General features: G+C 73.3%; 12 protein-coding genes. 5 read left to right on the forward strand and 7 right to left on the reverse strand.

The genetic code is table 11. The annotated features are described in order from the left end of the window. Nucleotides 1–7: 7 nt before the first annotated feature. The 5 genes from MicB006_RS30715 to MicB006_RS30730 are packed head-to-tail and all read left to right on the forward strand — an operon-like array spanning nucleotide 8 to nucleotide 6018. A complete protein-coding gene (locus MicB006_RS30715) occupies nucleotides 8–1018 on the forward strand; it encodes an NAD(P)-dependent oxidoreductase (RefSeq protein WP_161565981.1) in 1011 nt (336 codons plus the stop codon). After that, entirely contained in the window at nucleotides 1015–2166 is a 1152-nt protein-coding gene (locus MicB006_RS30720; protein ID WP_116510801.1) for an aminotransferase class V-fold PLP-dependent enzyme, read from the forward strand. The genes MicB006_RS30715 and MicB006_RS30720 overlap by 4 nt, the downstream gene beginning before the upstream one ends. Beyond that, nucleotides 2151–2951, forward strand: coding sequence for a hypothetical protein (locus tag MicB006_RS30725; RefSeq protein WP_073831719.1), 801 nt, complete (start codon nucleotides 2151–2153; stop codon nucleotides 2949–2951). The genes MicB006_RS30720 and MicB006_RS30725 overlap by 16 nt, the downstream gene beginning before the upstream one ends. Further along, nucleotides 2948–3865 (forward strand): DUF6734 family protein, encoded by a 918-nt coding sequence (locus MicB006_RS31915; RefSeq protein WP_161565982.1) that lies wholly within the window; start codon nucleotides 2948–2950, stop codon nucleotides 3863–3865. The genes MicB006_RS30725 and MicB006_RS31915 overlap by 4 nt, the downstream gene beginning before the upstream one ends. Continuing rightward, the gene (locus MicB006_RS30730; protein WP_161565983.1) at nucleotides 3862–6018 is read left to right on the forward strand and encodes a BTAD domain-containing putative transcriptional regulator; all 2157 of its coding nucleotides are present in this window, start codon (nucleotides 3862–3864) and stop codon (nucleotides 6016–6018) included. Before MicB006_RS31915 ends, MicB006_RS30730 begins: the two co-directional genes overlap by 4 nt. Here MicB006_RS30730 and MicB006_RS30735 read toward each other — a convergent pair. From MicB006_RS30735 to MicB006_RS30765, 7 genes are read right to left on the reverse strand one after another with little or no spacing between them, the layout of a single operon-like run. Beyond that, nucleotides 5958–7025, reverse strand: a complete 1068-nt coding sequence (locus MicB006_RS30735; protein ID WP_152037919.1) for a glycosyltransferase family 4 protein — start codon at nucleotides 7023–7025, stop codon at nucleotides 5958–5960. The genes MicB006_RS30730 and MicB006_RS30735 overlap by 61 nt on opposite strands. Then, a complete protein-coding gene (locus MicB006_RS30740; RefSeq protein WP_116510806.1) occupies nucleotides 7022–8284 on the reverse strand; it encodes an FAD-binding protein in 1263 nt (420 codons plus the stop codon). The genes MicB006_RS30735 and MicB006_RS30740 overlap by 4 nt, the downstream gene beginning before the upstream one ends. Next, entirely contained in the window at nucleotides 8281–9120 is an 840-nt protein-coding gene (locus MicB006_RS30745; RefSeq protein ID WP_116510808.1) for a hypothetical protein, read from the reverse strand. Before MicB006_RS30745 ends, MicB006_RS30740 begins: the two co-directional genes overlap by 4 nt. Then, nucleotides 9113–11170: an ATP-binding cassette domain-containing protein gene (locus tag MicB006_RS30750; protein WP_116510810.1), complete on the reverse strand. Its 2058-nt coding sequence runs from the start codon at nucleotides 11168–11170 to the stop codon at nucleotides 9113–9115. Before MicB006_RS30750 ends, MicB006_RS30745 begins: the two co-directional genes overlap by 8 nt. Then, nucleotides 11167–12219 (reverse strand): hypothetical protein, encoded by a 1053-nt coding sequence (locus tag MicB006_RS30755; protein WP_116510812.1) that lies wholly within the window; start codon nucleotides 12217–12219, stop codon nucleotides 11167–11169. Before MicB006_RS30755 ends, MicB006_RS30750 begins: the two co-directional genes overlap by 4 nt. Then, a complete protein-coding gene (locus MicB006_RS30760) occupies nucleotides 12212–15055 on the reverse strand; it encodes a thiopeptide-type bacteriocin biosynthesis protein (protein ID WP_116510814.1) in 2844 nt (947 codons plus the stop codon). The genes MicB006_RS30755 and MicB006_RS30760 overlap by 8 nt, the downstream gene beginning before the upstream one ends. Next, nucleotides 15052–16041 carry a hypothetical protein gene (locus tag MicB006_RS30765; RefSeq protein WP_116510816.1) on the reverse strand — a complete coding sequence of 330 codons (990 nt, stop codon included), beginning with the start codon at nucleotides 16039–16041 and terminating at the stop codon, nucleotides 15052–15054. Before MicB006_RS30765 ends, MicB006_RS30760 begins: the two co-directional genes overlap by 4 nt. Nucleotides 16042–16060: the final 19 nt, after the last annotated feature.

The raw sequence follows: 16060 nt of genomic DNA on the forward strand, positions 1-16060 counted from the left end.
CCCCTCCGTGGCAGGGCACCCGCCCGCGAGCGTCGACCCGGCGAGATTCTGGGCCGGCCGGCGGGTCATGGTCACTGGTGGCTGCGGTTTCGGCGGTGGTCATCTGGTGCTCCGGCTGGTCGCGCTCGGCGCCGAGGTGGGCGTCTTCGACCGGCAACCGGAGCAGCCCGGCGTACTTTGCGGGGATCCGGCGCGAGCCGAGGTCGACGTGATGCGTGGAGACGTCCGCGACCAGGCGGCGGTGGCCGCGGCACTGCGTCGGTGGCGTCCCGAGGCGGTCTTCCACCTGGCCGCCCAGCCCCTGGTGCCGGAGAGCATCCGTACGCCGGCCGACACCCTCGCGGTGAACGCCGGCGGAACATACACGCTGCTGGAGGCGGTCCGCCGGATCGACCACGGAACCGCCTTCGTCCTCGCCTCCACCGGCGGCTACTACGGCGAGAACCACGACGATCGGCCGTTGCACGAGGACGACCCGGCCCGCGCGGCGGCGAACCTCTACGGCGCCTCCAAAATCGCTGCCGACGTGGCCGTACAGGCGTACGCCCGCACCTTCGGCCTACCCGCCTCGGTGTGCCGGTTCATGAACACCTACGGGCCGGGCGATCGACAGACCTCCCGCCTGGTGCCACACGCACTCCGGCGGCTGCGCGAGGGTGGTCCGTACGACTTCGGCGACCGCGATGACGGCACGACGCGGTTGGACTTCCTGTTCGTCGGTGACATGGTCGAGGGCTACCTGCGGGTGGCCGAGCGTCTCGCCGGGAACCCCGGGAGCTGCTACAACTTCGGCTCCGGCCGTCCCACTGCCATACGGGCCGTCGCCCGGATGGTGAGCGAGGCGTACGACGGTGTGGCGCGGGAGCCGCTGTTCCGGGGCCCGCGCCGGGACCGGCCGATTGTCAAGAGCCTGGACGTCACCCGGGCACGGACCGAATTGGGGTGGGTGCCCACCGTCTCGCTCGCCGACGGGCTGGCCCGCACCGTGCGGTACGCGACGGCGGGACCAGCGGGATGAGTGGCCCGCTGGAGCGGATCCTGCGGGACGCGCACTTCCGAATGGATCTGTTCCCGGTGAGCCGGGATCGGACCTTCCTCGCCCATGCCGCAGTCGCTCCGCTGCCCAGGCCCGTGGTGGAGGCGGTCACCGCCTACCTGGAGCGGGCCGGCCGAGAAGGACAGTTCGACCTGCTCTGCCCGGGCCTGGCAGAAGACGTGCGGTGTCTCGCAGCCGAACTGCTGGGGGTCGACACCGAGGAGATCGCTCTGAGCCCGTCCACCTCGGCCTCGCTGGGCACGGTGGCCGGGGCTCTGCGCTGGCAAGCCGGCGACCGGATCCTGGTGGCCGCCGACGACTTCCCCAGCCTGCTACTTCCCTGGACCAGTCTCCGGGAGCAAGGCGTCGAGGTGGCCACGCTGCCGTACCGGGACACGCCGGTCGGCACCGATGAGGTGCTCGACGCCGTCGACCACCGGACCCGGTTGGTGGTCGTCTCCACCGCCCACTTCGTCACCGGTCGGCCCGTGGCAGACCTGCCCGGCCTGGGCCGCGCCCTGCGCAGACAGTCGGTGCTGCTGGCGGTGGACGCGATCCAGACCCTGGGGGCCGTCCCGGTGGACGCTCGTGACGTCGACTTCCTCGCCGCCGACGGGCACAAGTGGCTGCTGGCCCCGGCCGGAATGGGCGTGCTCTACGTCCGCCGGGCAATGCTCGAGCAACTCCGGGTCCCGGTCGTCGGCTGGCACAGCATGGACGACCCGAAGCGGTACACCGCCGACGGCGTGCTCGCCGCCGGCGCACGGCGGTTCGAGCCCGGTTCGCTCAACGTGCTCGGGCTGCTCGGTTTCCGGGCCGCGCTGCGCCTGCTGCACGAAGTAGGGGTTCCGGCCGTCGCCGACCGGCTCGGGTCGCTGCGCCGGACGCTTGTCGCCGGCCTCACCGGGCGTGGCTACCAGGTGCCCGGAGCCACCGAGGAGCGCTGGAGCGGCATCACGGCGTTCCGCCGGGACGGTGTCGACGCCGAGGACCTGGCCCGGCGGCTGCTGGCCGGCCGGGTGGTCACCTCGGTGCGTCGGATGCCGGGTCCGGGAACCGCCCACATCCGGCTGGCCCCGCACTACTACACCACCGACGAGGATTTGGAGCGGCTGTGGACGAGGCTGTGAAGCCGGGAGCGCCGTACGCTTTCGACGGGCTCGCCGCGCAGTACACGACGCTGGTGGAGACATCGTGGCAACGACTGCGGCACCGGCTGATCGTCGCCAACCTCCGGCGACACCTGACCGACGGGCCACGCCGGTGGCTCGACGCGGGTGCAGGGGACGGTCTGCTCGCCGTGGATCTCGCCGGGGACGGCCATGGGGTCACCCTGGTCGAGCCGGCCGCCGACCTGCGGGACGCGGCCGGTCGCCGACTGTCCCGGGCGGGACTGCTCGCACGGTGCGACATCGTCCCCGGCACCCTCGACGACGTGCCCGCGTTGATCGGGCGGTCCGGACCGCGAGGACTGAGCCTGCACAACGTGCTGGAGTACGTACCCGATTGGGGTGCGGCCCTGGACGGCTGCCTGCGTGCGGTGCCCGTCGGTTGCCTGGTCTCCGTGGTGGTGAGTAATCCGTACGGCCAGTTGCTGGCCGCCGCCGCGCGGGGCGCGGACCCCGGTGATCTGCTCGACCGGCTGCGCTCCGGCACTCTCACAGTGGGCCTCGACGGGCACCGTTTCAGCCGAGCGGCGCTACCGGTCGGGCAGGTCGCGGAGCGGATGGAGGCGGCCGGGCTGCGCCTGGTGGGCCGGTACGGCGTCCGGGTCTTCCACGACGTCCTCGCCGCCGGGCACGGCGACCGGATTCTTGACCCGGAGACGGTGTTCGCGTTGGACGACGCCGCCGGCCGGAACCCGGAGCTGGCCATGCTGGGTCGACACGCGCACCTGGTGGGAGAGAAGGCGTGAACAGCTCCCCGGTGGCCGAGGTGCCGGCCTTCCACACCCTCTGGACCGCGCCGAGCCGAGCCCGAGGTGTGGCGTACGAGTTCACGCCGTGGGAAGTCGTCACCGCCGTCCTGTCGGTTCGTTCGTGGCAACGATTCCACGGGCCGGTCCGCCTTTACACCGACGACGCAGGCGCCCACCAGCTGGACCGGCTGGGACTGCTCGACCTCTATGCCGACGTGTCCACCGACCTCGACGACGTCACCCCGTACGACGTCGACCCGGTGGTCTACTACACCGGCGGGAAGCTGGTGGCGCTGGCCGCCGAGCGCGCCCCGGTGGCCATGCTCGACCTCGACCTGTTCCTGCTCTCCTCCGTCGACACCACATGCGCCGACTTCGTCTTCGCGCACGTCGAGCGTGCCACCGGCGACATCTACCCGCCGCTGGAGCGACTCCCCGGCACCGACCGGGTCGACGGCACCCCGCCGGACCTGGCAGCGAACACCGCGTTGGCGGTGTTCAACAACGAACGGCACCGGGCCGCCTTCACGACCGCTGCCCACACGTTCATGCGGGGCAACGCCGATCCGGCCGGCTGCGCCCCGGTCGCCCTGCCGGCCTTCTGCGAACAACGACTGGTGCTGTGCGAGGCGGAGCGGCTCGGACTGAGCTACGCGCCGGTGACGCCGGCGGTCTGGGATCCCCGGGAGCGAGCCTGGTCGGGCGACACGAGGAGGGCTCCGTTCCACCACACCTGGATCCGCAAGCGTCTGCTCGCCCGCGACCCGTTGCGGCAGGCCCGCTACGTCCGCCGACTGGTCACCGAGGTCGCCCGCAACTGGCCGGCGGACCTGGACCGGCTCACCGCGCTCGCTTCTCTCGCCCCGGCGGTCGCCGAGGTGCGGAGCCGGGGACCGGTGTCGGGGCCATGACCCTGCGGTTCACTGTGCTCGGTCCGGTCGGCGTCACCGTGGGAGCGCGCCCGGCCGAGATCCATCGGCCCCGCCGGCTGGGAATCCTGGCATATCTCCTGCTCCACGCGAACCAGGTGGTCACGGTGGATCGGTTGATCGCCGCGACCTGGGGCGACGCGCCACCGACGACCGCCCGCGCGCAGGTCCAGTCGGACATCCACGGGTTGCGGCGGGCGATCCACGCGGCCGGTTCGTCCGACAATCCGATCTCCACCCAACCCGGCGGGTATCGGCTCGAACTGCGCCCGGAGCAGCTGGACCTGGCCCTCTTCACCGACCAGGCCGCCCTGGCCCGCGCCGAAGCGGCCCGGGGCGAGGCGGAAACCGCAGCCGGCCTGATGCGGTCCGCCCTGTCACTGTGGCGGGGCCCGGCCCTCTCCGGGGCCAGCGGCGACTTCCTTGAACCGGCACAGGCCCGCCTGGAGGAGGCCCGCCTGGATCAGTACGAGTGGCTGGTCGACCTGGAACTGGCGCTCGGCCGGCACCACCGGCTGGTCACCGAGCTGACCGAGTACCTCACCGAGCATCCGCTCCGGGAGCGGCTGCGCATCCAACTCATGCTCGCGCTGTACCGCAGTGGACGGCAGCCGGACGCGCTGCGGGTCGGGCGGCGGGGCCGGGAGATCCTGGTCGACGAGTACGGTCTCGATCCCGGTCCGGCGCTGACCGAACTGGAGACGGCGATCCTGCGTCAGGATCCCGCGCTGAACGCCCCGGGAGGATCACCGGCCGAGCCCGCCGCCACCACGGTCGGCGACCGTCCGGCCGTCTCGACGTCCTGCCGCCCGGCGCAGTTGCCGCCGTTTCCGGTGCCGTTCGCCGGGCGGGCCGACGACGTCGTCCACCTCGGCGCCCACCTGCACGCGGAGGAAGGCCCCGAGAGCCGGCCGGCCCCGCCGGTGCTGCTGCTGCACGGGATGGCCGGTGTCGGGAAGACCGCCCTGGCGGTCCGGATCGCGCACACCGTCCGGGCCGACTACCCGGACGGTCACCTGTACCTCGACCTGCGCAGTGGCGGATCCGAGGCGCGGGCGCCCCGGCACGTCGTCGCCGAGGCGCTACGGGGCCTCGGGGTGGACCACCGGGAGCTTCCCTACTCGCTTGACGAACGCGCCGCCCTCTACCGCAGCCGGTTGGCCGACCGGCGGCTGCTGGTCGTGGTGGACGACGCCGGCTCGGTCGACCAGGTCCAGCCGCTCGTTCCGGCCGCCCCGGGCTGCGCGGTGCTGGTGACCAGCCGATTCCTGCTGGACCTCCCCAGTGCGCGGCGGCACCGGGTGGACCCGCTGCCCGAGTGCGCCGGGCTGGACGTGCTGACGGCGCACCTCGACGACCGGCGGAGTGAGGTGGCGCCGGCCGCCGCGCGGGCGGTGGTCCGGGCCTGCGGCGGGCAGCCGCTCGCGCTAAGGATCGCGGCGGCCCGGGTCCGATCCGGAACGCGGCTGACCGATCTGGCGGAACTGCTCGCCGATCCACGGCACCTGCTCGACGAACTCGCAGTCGACGGGCTCTCGGTGCGGGAGGGCCTGGCCGCCGTTCACCGGTCGCTCAGCCCATCGGCGACCCGGGTGCTGGCGGCGGCGGCCCAGCTGCCGACTCCGTCCGTGCCGGACTGGGTACCGGTCGCCTGCGCCGGTCTCGGTGCCCGCGAGGCGGTTCGCGTCCTGGACGAACTGGTCCGCTGTCACCTACTGACCCTCGCCCCGGGTTCGGCCCCGGGGCCGAACCGGTACCTGGTCCATCGACTGGTCGCCGCGTTCGTGGCCGCCGGGGAGGGCGGCGACCCGCCGGGCGACGATCCGGTGGCCCGTGCCGCGCACACCTGGGGTGTGCTGGCCGGCGAGGCGGTCCGGCGGATCACGGCTTCGCCGCACCCCGCCGAACCCACGCCGCCGCCGGACGTGGACCTGCACAACCGCACCCTCGCCGATCCGGCCGGGTGGCTGCGAAAGGAGCGGGCGAACCTGATCGCGGTGCAGGCCCTCGCCCAGGACCGGGACTGGCCGGAACTGGCGGATCGCATCGCCGCCGCCCTGGCCGACCGGCACAGTCACGTACGCGCCTGCCCGCCGGTGCCGACCGCCGTCGGCCAGTCGAGAAGTTCCTGGTAGGCAGCCACCGTCGCGGCGGCGGCGCGGGCGCGTAGGCCCGGTGCCACCTGGGGGGCGTCGCCCCGTACGGCAGCGACCATTGCCTCCAACCAACGCCGGATCTCCGCAGCGCTCATCGTCACCGCGTAGTCGGCGTCACTGGCCGGCGGGTCGAGACAGACGCCACCGGCGCCGACGGCCTCGGGCAGGCCACCGACCCGGGTCGCCAGGACCGGTAGGCCGTGCAGCGTCGCCTCCCGCGCGACCATGCCGAAGCTCTCCCGCCAGAGGCTCGGCGCGAGCAGGAGATCGGTCTCGGCGTACAGCGCGCAGACGTCCTCCCGGAACGGCGTCACCTCCACGTTCGGGCAGCGGTCCGGGTCGACGCCGACCCGGCGCAGGTCAACAGCGGTCCACCGCCCCTCCACGAGCCGGAACCGGAACGGCAGCCGGCGCGCGGCAGCGACCCCCGCCAGGGTGAGCACGACGCCGAGGCCCTTGGCTGGTTCGGGGTTGACGAAGGTGACCCGGACCGGTCCGCGCCGGCCGACCGGCGGGCGCACCGCCGGGCAGGCGCAGGGGCGCGACATCGGCGCGACGACGTGTGCCCACGGGCCACCGCCGGCCGCGAGCTGCTCCCGGGCGTACGCCGACGGAACGACGACCTCGTCGGCGCGTTCGAGGGTTCTGGCGGCGGGCGGCAGGTCGGCGGCTGGGTGCTCGACGACCAGCCGGACCCCGGCGGCGACCAACCGATCGACGAGCGGCGTCTCCTCACCGTCGGCTCCCGGCCAGAGCAGGGCCGCGTCCGGCCGGTCGGCGCGGAGCAGCCGGTCCAGTTCGGCGCGGAGCGGACCGAGCTCGGTCTGCGGGTCGCTCACCGGCCGGCCCGGATGCAGCGGTCCGTCCAGCACGGTCGTCCGGTGCCCGGCGGCGGTCAGTGCGCGGGTGAGCTCGCGCAGGTGAACGGCCTCACCGGAACGGCCCTCCGCCAGCCGGTACCCGCTGAGCACCAACAGGTGCCTCACCGAGGCGTCCACAGGCCGCCACGGCGGTAAGCGGTCAGGCCGAACGCGGTTCGTATCCGTTCGAACGCGTCCACGCGGCGACGCAGATCGGACCGGCTGGCCGGGTCGCTCTTGCGGTACGTGAACGGGGCCAGCCACACCAGCGCGCGGGAGTCCAGCGGGCGCAGGGTCCACGGACCGTCGGCCAACGCCGGATCGTCCTGGTTGGCCCGCCAGTACGCGACCACGAGCGCCGGGTCGAACGGCAGGCAGGCGGTGTGCCACTCCAGTCCGACCGGGCGGCCGGCGACCGTTTCCGGCTGGTCCGCGCTTCCTCCGACGACCCGCAGGTCGTCAGCGTGGCCGACTGCGTCGAGAGCCACCCGCAGGCCGTGCTGCCCGGCGATCCGCCGGATCTCGGCGACGATCGTACCGAGCATGGGCCGGGAGACGGCGCCGACGGTCAGGTACAGCACCAGACCGTCATGAGCGGTGGTGACGCCCTGCATCTGCCGCCGCGCCACGGGCTGGAGCAGTGAGCCGGTGACCAGTCGATGGTGCAGCAGTTCCCGCCAGCATCGCAGCAGTGCTTCGGTCGGTTCGGGGCCTGCGAGCAGCACCAGTGGCGCGGTGTACGGCACCGCGGGCGGCAGGACGTGCGTCAACTCGACCACCACCGGACCGTGCCCTCCGGTCTGGAAGACCGTCCCGCGCGAGTGCGGACCGGGCGGGTAGGGCAGCGCGCGCCGGACCCGGTCGTCCTCGTCGCCGGTCCAGTCGAGCCGGGACAGTGTGCCCTCCCGGCTGAGCACGAGGAAGTCCCGGCAATGCTGTTCGCGTTCGCCGAGCCCGGCCAGTAGCCCTCGGTCGAGAGCGTTGCCCAGCACCGAGGTGTGCGGACCGGAGCCGGGTGGGGGCAACCGGTACGGTGCACCGGCCTCGTCGAGCGCACGCTGCAGTTGCGCGAAGGTGACCCCGGGCTCGACGGTGGCCAGGCCCAGTTCCGCGTCGAGGTCGAGCCGGTCCAGCCGGGCGAGCCGGACGATCGCACCCGGCTCGGGCACCCGGGCGTCGTCATAGCCCCAGTTGCGGCCGAGTGCGTCGACCCGCCAACGGACCCCGGCGGCGTTGAGCACACCGACGACGGCCATCAGTCCGGCCAGCGATTCGGGCTCGACCAGCCAGTCGGGTCGGTGTCCACGCGGGACGGTGGAGTCGGGGGCCGCGCGGACCACCGCACCGGCGTTGGCCAGCAGATCTGGCAGGGCTGTGGCAGTCATGCCTGCTCCAGGGCAACGCGCAGTTGCCCGGGCGCCACGCCGTAGTCACTGACGAGGATCCGGCGGATCATGGTGAACACCTCGACGATCTGTTCGGCACCGCCGCCTCGTTTCAGGTTCCACAGGTGGCCGAAGGCCGGGGGTGGGCTCAGCCAGCGCAGCGAGCGGGTGGACCAGCGGGCGGCGAAGATGCTGGTGACCGGCTGGCCGGCGCGCACCGTCAGGTCGGTGGCGAGCACCTGCTCGGCAACGGTCATGTGCAGGTGAGGGTCCCGCCCGGGAGTGGCCGGGTTGCCGTCCAGGAAGGCCAGACCGGTGGCGCTGATCCGATCCGCGAGTGCCCGGTCGGCGGCGCGGAACAGGGCGGTGTTGCCGACCAGTCCGGGAGCGTCGGGCAGATCCACCCCGGCCGGGTTGCACAGGCCGCGCAGGCCGGCATAGAAATCACCGTCCCCCACCTCGAGGTGCGCGAAGTGCGATCCTGGGCCGGTGAGCCGCAGCGGCGCGAGCAGGTAGGCGTCGGTGTCGACCAGGACCGCGTCCGGGAACCGGGCCAGGGCGAGCAGCTTCGGCAGCGCGAAGCAGGCGCTCCTGTCGTACCGGTGGTCGAGCCCGGTGTCGTCGAGCGGTGTGGTCCGGTCGTAGAGGTCGAGCCAGCCCAGCCCGGCCAGCCAGTCCGTGGTCGGGGCGTCGGCGTACAACTCGACCGGGCCGGCGTGACGCCGCCAGGACAGCACGCTGAGCATCCAGGTGGCTGCGGCCAGCTGCCGGTACGCCCGGGGTCGCCGGCCCGGCACTCGCCAGTACGCGTGCACACCGCGCAGCCCCTCAGCCATGGTCGGGCACCAGCCGGGAGATTCCGTCGGCGGACCGTTCCACCACGAGGTGCCGACTGCCGAGATGCGCCGCGACCGGCCGGTGGCTGACCACCACGAGGGTCTCCACCCGCTGCTGCACCGCGCGCAGCAGTCGCAGTTCCATCGCCCGGTCCAGGGAGTTCGTGGCCTCGTCCAGGATGAGCAGGGACGGCCGGCGCAGCAGCGCCCGGGCCAGCGCGAACCGCTGCACCTCCCCGGCACTGAAGGTGGCGTTGTCGATCTGGAGGGTGGTGCGCAGTCCCAGCCGCAGCGGTCGCAGCACCTCGTCCAGCTCGAACAGGCGAAGCACCTCGTGCAGGTCCGCCTCCCCGATGTCGTCGGCACCGCTGCACAGACTGTCCCGCAGGCTGGTCCGGGCGAAGTCCGATCGGGGTGGCACGTAGCAGACCATCGGGCGGAGCCGGTCGGGGTCCCAGTCGGCGACGGGGACGCCGTACACCTCGGCGTGGCCGGACGGGACCGGATCGAGCCCGCACACGATCCGTGCCATCGTCGACTTGCCGGCACCGCTCGCCCCGCCGACGGTGACCGTCTCACCTCTCGCGACGTTCAGGTCCAGCCGTAGGTCGAACCCGTCGCGCGGCCGGTGCACCCGGACGTCGCGCAGCACCACAGCGGGGGCACCCGGTACCGGCTCGGTGCGGGTGCCGGCCGGCACCACCGGCAGGTCCATCAGGGTCGCGACGTACCGGAGCTGTCGTTCCAGTTGGGCGGCGGCCGGCAGGCTCTCCGCGACGTTGACCACGGCGAACATCACCGTGCCACCCATGGTGAGGAACCCGAAGAGTTCTCCGGTGCTGACCGCGCCGGCGGAGACGAGCACCGAACCGACCAGCAGAATCGCGTAGAGACCGACGAACCTCAGCGCCTCGGTCGGGCCGGTGACCCAGGAAAGCCGGAAGTTCAGTGCGCGGATCGCCTCGTTGAGCTGGTCCAGGCGGCGCGCGTGGGTGTCTCGCAGGTGTCCGGTCGCACCCAGTCCCCGGAATGTGGACAGCCCGCGGGTGAGGGTGATCAGAACCTCGTGGACCTCACCCTCGAGCCGGAGCCGCTCGTCGTAGTGCCGCACGATCGGCCGCCGGGCCAGCATGGTCAGCCCGACGTGCCCGACGGCGAGCGCGGCGACCACCGCGGACAGCGGCAGCGACATCGACACCATGAAGCTCATCAGGACCAGCACCGCGCAGACGTCGGTGAACACCGCCAGGGCCAGCCCGGTGCTTCCCTCACGGACCTCGCGGACGGTGGTCACCCGGTGCAGCAGGGAACCGGAGGATGTCTCGACGTTCGTGGCGGTCCGGGAGAGCCGGTCCACCAGGTGGTTGAGCAGGGCCCTGTCGAACGCCAGCCCCAGCGTGGTGAGGTGGCGGTGCCGGAACCAGAACATCGCGCTGAGCGCGAGGAAGAACAGAATCAGGCCGGCGACGAGGCCGGGAGCGCTGTCCCCGCCCTGCCCGCTCGCCCGGTTGAGGTACGGCATCAGCACCAGGTTGAGCAGCGTCAGCCCGGTGTAGAGCAACAGGCTGACGGCGAGTACCGGCACGACGTGACGGAACCGGAGGCCTCCTGCCCGTACCAACGGGCGCAGCCACCCGAGCCGGGCCACGCGGGGCCGGACGCTCGGTGCAGGGCTTTCCCGCGGCACCAGCACCCAGCCGGAGCAACGTTCCCGGTACCGGCGCTCGTCCAGCCACTCCGGGCCGGTGGCCGGGTCGAAGATCCTGACGCGGCGGAACCGCCGGCCGATCACTGTCACGAAGTGGTCGGCGCGCAGGTGCACCACCGCACCAGTGGTCAGCGCGTCGAACGGGCAGTCGCGCGTACCCCGGTAGCCGACACCGCAGACCTCGGCGGCGGTGTCCCTCAACTCCCGCATCGATCGGGCGCCCCGGGCATCGAGTGTTTCCCGCAGCCGCGCCTCGGGCGGGTCGTGTCCCAGGAGCCGCAGGCTGACGACCAGGGCTTCCACGCCGCAGTCGTTGTCCTGGCGTTGCAGGGTGAAGGTCATCCTCGCGCTCCGACCACGCTCGCTGTCCCGTCACCCAGGCTCAGAACCGCGCCCCACCACGGCGGTGTCGGTTCGGTCGCCTCCACCAGCGCCAACGCGACGCCCAGCGGACCACTGAGCAGGGCGTGCGCCAGTGGCATGCCGAACACGGCGTTCAGCCCGCCGTCGTCGGTCCGGTCGAGATAGGCGACGAGCCGCGCGGTGAGCCGGACACGCAGGTCATCGGGTACGAGGCCGGCCCAGAGTGGGGCGAGCCTGGCCGCCAGGGCCACTCCGGCCAAGCCGTGACAGAGCGTCTCGTCGCTGGCGGGATCGGCGACCAGGGTGGCCAGCCGGGCAAGCGTCGGGGTGGTGACCGGCGCCTGCGTCACCGAGACGGCCAGCGCGGCGTCCACGTCGGGGCCGAGCGCGACCGCCGTCCCCGGCAGCCCTGAGCACAGGGTGACGCCACCGACACCGAGTTCCCCGGTGTCCAGCGCGGCGGGGGTCAGTCGGAGCAGGTCGCCAACAACCGTCGTGGCCGCGGCCTGCTCGTCCGCGACGTCCGCCAGCATCCGCCGGAGCAGGAGGTTGCCCGGGCGGCCGTGGTACAGGCCGTTACTACGCTGTGCGGCGATCCGCCGGGCCACGTCCGCGAGCGAGGCGGCCATGCTGCCCCGCAACTCGTCGTCGGCGACGTCCCACAGTCGCATGCCCACCCCGCCGGCCCCGTTGATCAGGTCGACGTTTCCGGCTTCCAGGTCGGACCGGTACTGGGCCCGAAGCGCGGCGACGGCGTTCCGGTGGGCAGCCGCAACCAGGCGCGGGTCATCCGGCTCGTCGCCGAGGCACTCCCGGGCCAACCGGTGGAGCAGCCAGGCGGTGCGGTCGTCGGCAGCCGGCCCGGCGCCGAGTGCGACCCGGGTGAGTCCGGCCGCGAGTGGTCGCCGGTGCAGGCGCTGTGCGAGCAGTGCGATGCCGGCCAGGGTCGCCGCAGGAGCCCCGCCGCGCTCCCGCAACTCGACGACGAGCTTGGCGAGCAGACGCCCGGCGGCCTGCGGGTCAGACATCCGCGCCGTCCCGGTCGGGTGTGCGGGTCGGGCACGCCGTCGCCGGTGTGGCGACGCGCTCCGCCGCCGACGACCGGCCGGCCCGACCGGCATCCACGGAGCGAGCCGTACGGGCCCGTAGCAGGCGGGCGGCGGCCATCACGATCTCCGGCTCCCGGGACACCGCCTGGTTGAGCGGGAGGCCCCGGTTCACAGTCATGTGGATCAGGCTGTTGAGCGCCAGTAGGCGCGCGTCCGGCTCCAGCCCGGTCAGGTACGCGAGGGTGGGTTCGGGAACGCGGCTCTCGGTCGCGAACCGGTCTTCCAGCTGGGGCCGGGCGATGCGGTAGCTCGCCATCCACTCCCGTTGGTCACGGCTACTCGGCAGGCGAGGGTCCAGGCCGCGCAACCGGGCCAGGAAGGCCACCGCGTCGGGCCCCGCGAGTTGGTGACACCAGGTGGCGATCCGGGTCACCGCGAGGACGTACCGCGCGGTGGCCTCCGGGGTTCTGGCCAGGCGGCGGATCCACCACGCCGAGTCGGCGCAGAAATGCGCAACGGTCGCGACGCGGGCGTCCCGGCCGCCGTACCGGTGGTCCTCAGGCACCCATGGGTGCGTCTCCACCGGGCAGGGGTGGTGCGGTGACCAGGCGGCGAGGTGGGCGCGCAGGTCGGCTAGCAGCTCCGGGGTGGCTGCCGGCAGCCGCAGCCGCAGCCGCAGGTGTGGGCGGTCGTCCCGGTAACGGATGTGGAACAGCTCACCGCGGTCCATCAGGGCGAGCACCTCTGCACGGGCCAGCCAGGTCTCCACTATCCGGTCCGGCGCGTAGACGTACCAACTGGTCCATTCGGGGTCTGCGGCCGGCGGTCGTCTGACGATCCGGGTGCTCGCCAGCCTCGCGGTAGCCGGGAGGTCGGCGCGCACCCACGGCACCCAGACGTCGTGTGCGTGGTCGCCGAGCCGTGAGGTCACCGGCGTGGCGACGGGCAGTGCCTCCTGCAGGACCAGCCGGTCGGAGCGGCGCAGCCGGCGAACCAGCCACCGGCGGTGGTCGACGTCGGTGACGTCCACCCGCAGCGTCAGGTCCGCGGAGCGCTCGGTCACCTCCACCACCGGGCCGAGACCCACCTCGCCGAGCACCCCGGCCAGCGCGCCCGGGTCTTCGGCGAGAGCGAGCAGGTCGGCACGGTGACCGGCGTCCAGGACCACCCCGCGCCGGGCGAAGAGACAGCGGCCACCGGTGATCCGGGGCACAACCGACCCCGGGGGCAGCTGGAACGCGGGGTCGATCATCCGGCCGGTGGCGTTGCCCTCGACGGCCACCATCCCCAGCAGCCGCACCACCCACGGGTTGGTCGGCTGATCCAGGTTGAGTGGGCTGTCGAACCGCAGTTCGACCAGTCGCCCGTCCGGCAGGTGCACCAGGTGCAGGCGACCGTCGAGCACGGTCACCGCCAGGTCGGCCAGCCCGATGTCGCCGGGCCGGGCCGGCAGGTTGAGGTTCAACCGGGGCAGCGGCCCGGCCGGCCGGCGGGTCAGCGGAGCACGACCGTCGACGGGCGTCCAGCCGAGCTCGACGGTCAGCCGGCCGGGGTCCACCCGCTCCGGCGGCGCCGGCAACGCCACCACGTCCGCCAGCCGTGCACCCGGACCGTGCCAGAGTCCCGACAGGGCCATCTTGAGCCACACGTCCGTCCCGGAGACCGGGTCGGCCAGCACTGCGCCGCAGACCATGCCGTTCGGCGGTTCGACGGCCGCGACCGGACCGGCCGGTCCGCCCGCCCGGGAGGTACGCCGCGGGCGCCAGCGGTCCACGTCCTGAGCGGTCCGCCACCAGTCGACCAACACGCCGTCCCGGTCCTCGGCGGGCACGAACAGCCGACGGGCCGGACCGGGCGGCGGCTCGGTCCCGACCGGCGGCGCTGGTTCCCGGCGCCAGCTACCGAGCGGATGGTCCACCGGTGCGCTCAGCAACCAGGACAGCGGCACCGCCCCACCGCTCACCATGGACTCCAGGTGATTGCGCAGGGATGCCAGCCGGTCCCAGGGCCAGGTCATTCCGAGCAGCCGGGCCGCGCCGGCGACCAGGGCGGTGGCGGCCGTCCGGTCCACTGCGGGACGCACCGCGCTGAACGCGTCGACGAACTGGTCCGGGCGGAACGGCCGCTCGGTGGCCATCAGAGCGCCCACCGTCACCGCGTGCGGCTGCGGATCGGCCGCGGAAAGCCGCGGGCGGTCGAGACGTGGCGTGTCGACGAACGGTCCCGGCGTGTGGACCGGCAGGAGCACCTGCTGCTCGACGCACCTGTCGAACTCCTCGCGGCCTAGTTCACCGATCCAGTCGGCGGCGCCACGAGGGCCGGTTGTCCGGCGCTGCGCGATCAGACGCAGCGCGGGCGTGTCCGGGGCCGACGAGGCGCCGCCCCGGTCCGGACGCAGGTACATCCACCGGCCGGCGTCGGCGGCGAGGGTGGGGTTGGCGAACCACTCGTCGATGCGCCGGGGCACGTCAACCGGATGTACCACGACGTCGGTCTCCAGGTCGACCCGCGTGGGTCCGGGGTCGTCGACCAGGTCGGCCCGGGCGGAGAAGGCGAACAGACCGAACGGGGTGGGACGGTGCCTTGCCCGCGCCGCGTACACGGCCCGTAGGGTCCGATCGGCCCGCCATTCGCCGTCCGGCCCGGAGGACCGGCCGTACGTCGAGGCGTACCCGACCGCCAGGTCGAGCAGCCGCCCGGCCGCCTCGTGCGCGTGTACGTCGGCGGGGTCGACCCGCGGCACTGCAGGCAGCATCGGCACCCGGATCAGGCACCAGTCGCCGACGCTCAGCCGGGGCGCCGTAGCGCCACTCACCCCGACCGTCCGTGCAGGTAGGAACGCATGGCACCGTGCGGGCGCATGGTCTCACCGTCCCGCCGCGCCGTGACCAGCCGGGCCCGCAACGCGGGGTCGGCGGTGTCGCAGGCGGCCGCCAGCGCCAGGACCGCGTCCAGCGCTACGTGGTACGCCCCGGACAGCAGTGCCCGGAACTCGGCGCGCAACGGCGGGGCGAACGGCTTGAGACGCCCGTTACGGGCCAGGGTGTCGAGGTCCCGCAGCATGTCGGTGACGCCGTGCCGAGCCAGGACGCACCTGCTGTAGGCATCGCTGTAGGTGGTCGCCCACGCCGAGGTGCCCGTGACGGTGGGCCCGAGCAGCGCCAGCAGACCTTCGGCCAGGCCCAGTGGCACGCCGGGCATGTTGGCCAGGAAGAGTTCCCCGTCGCCGTAGATGCCGGTGGGCCGGTCCGACGGGAGGTCGGTCAGGTCGACGACGTCTGTCTCATCGACGTGGACGTCATCGGCTCGCAGTGTGTGACTGGTGGTGGCGAGCAGGCCCGGCCCGGCCCAGGGCTCGTCGACGCGGAGCAGGTCCCGGCGCAGCAGCGCACTCCGCCGCCGGCCCTCCACCGGCACGCAGCCCATGGCGAGGTAGGTCGCCCGATCCGCGCCGGAGGCGAAACGCCACCGTCCGTCGATCCGCGCGGTCCCGTCTCCATCGGGACGGAGCACCCCCACCGGTGCGACGACGCCGAACACCTGGTTGTCCCGGGCGTACGTCCGGTCCAGCAGTTCGTCGGACGCGAAGGTCGAGAGGTAGTGCGCCGTGCCGTTCGCGATCATGCACAGCCAGCCCTCGGCGACGTCCCCGGCCGCCACGTGACGGACCAGTTCCAGCCCTTGGACGAGGCTGCGCGACTCCTCCGGGCCGCCTCGAAGCCACACCAGCGGGTACGGCGACTCCGCCCCGGCTCTCGGATCAGCGGTGTCCGGCGAGACAACCTGCTCCACGCGGCCCACGCGGCCTCCCGTGTCGGTG

Source organism: Micromonospora sp. B006, from assembly GCF_003408515.1.
Classification (GTDB): domain Bacteria; phylum Actinomycetota; class Actinomycetes; order Mycobacteriales; family Micromonosporaceae; genus Micromonospora; species Micromonospora echinospora_A.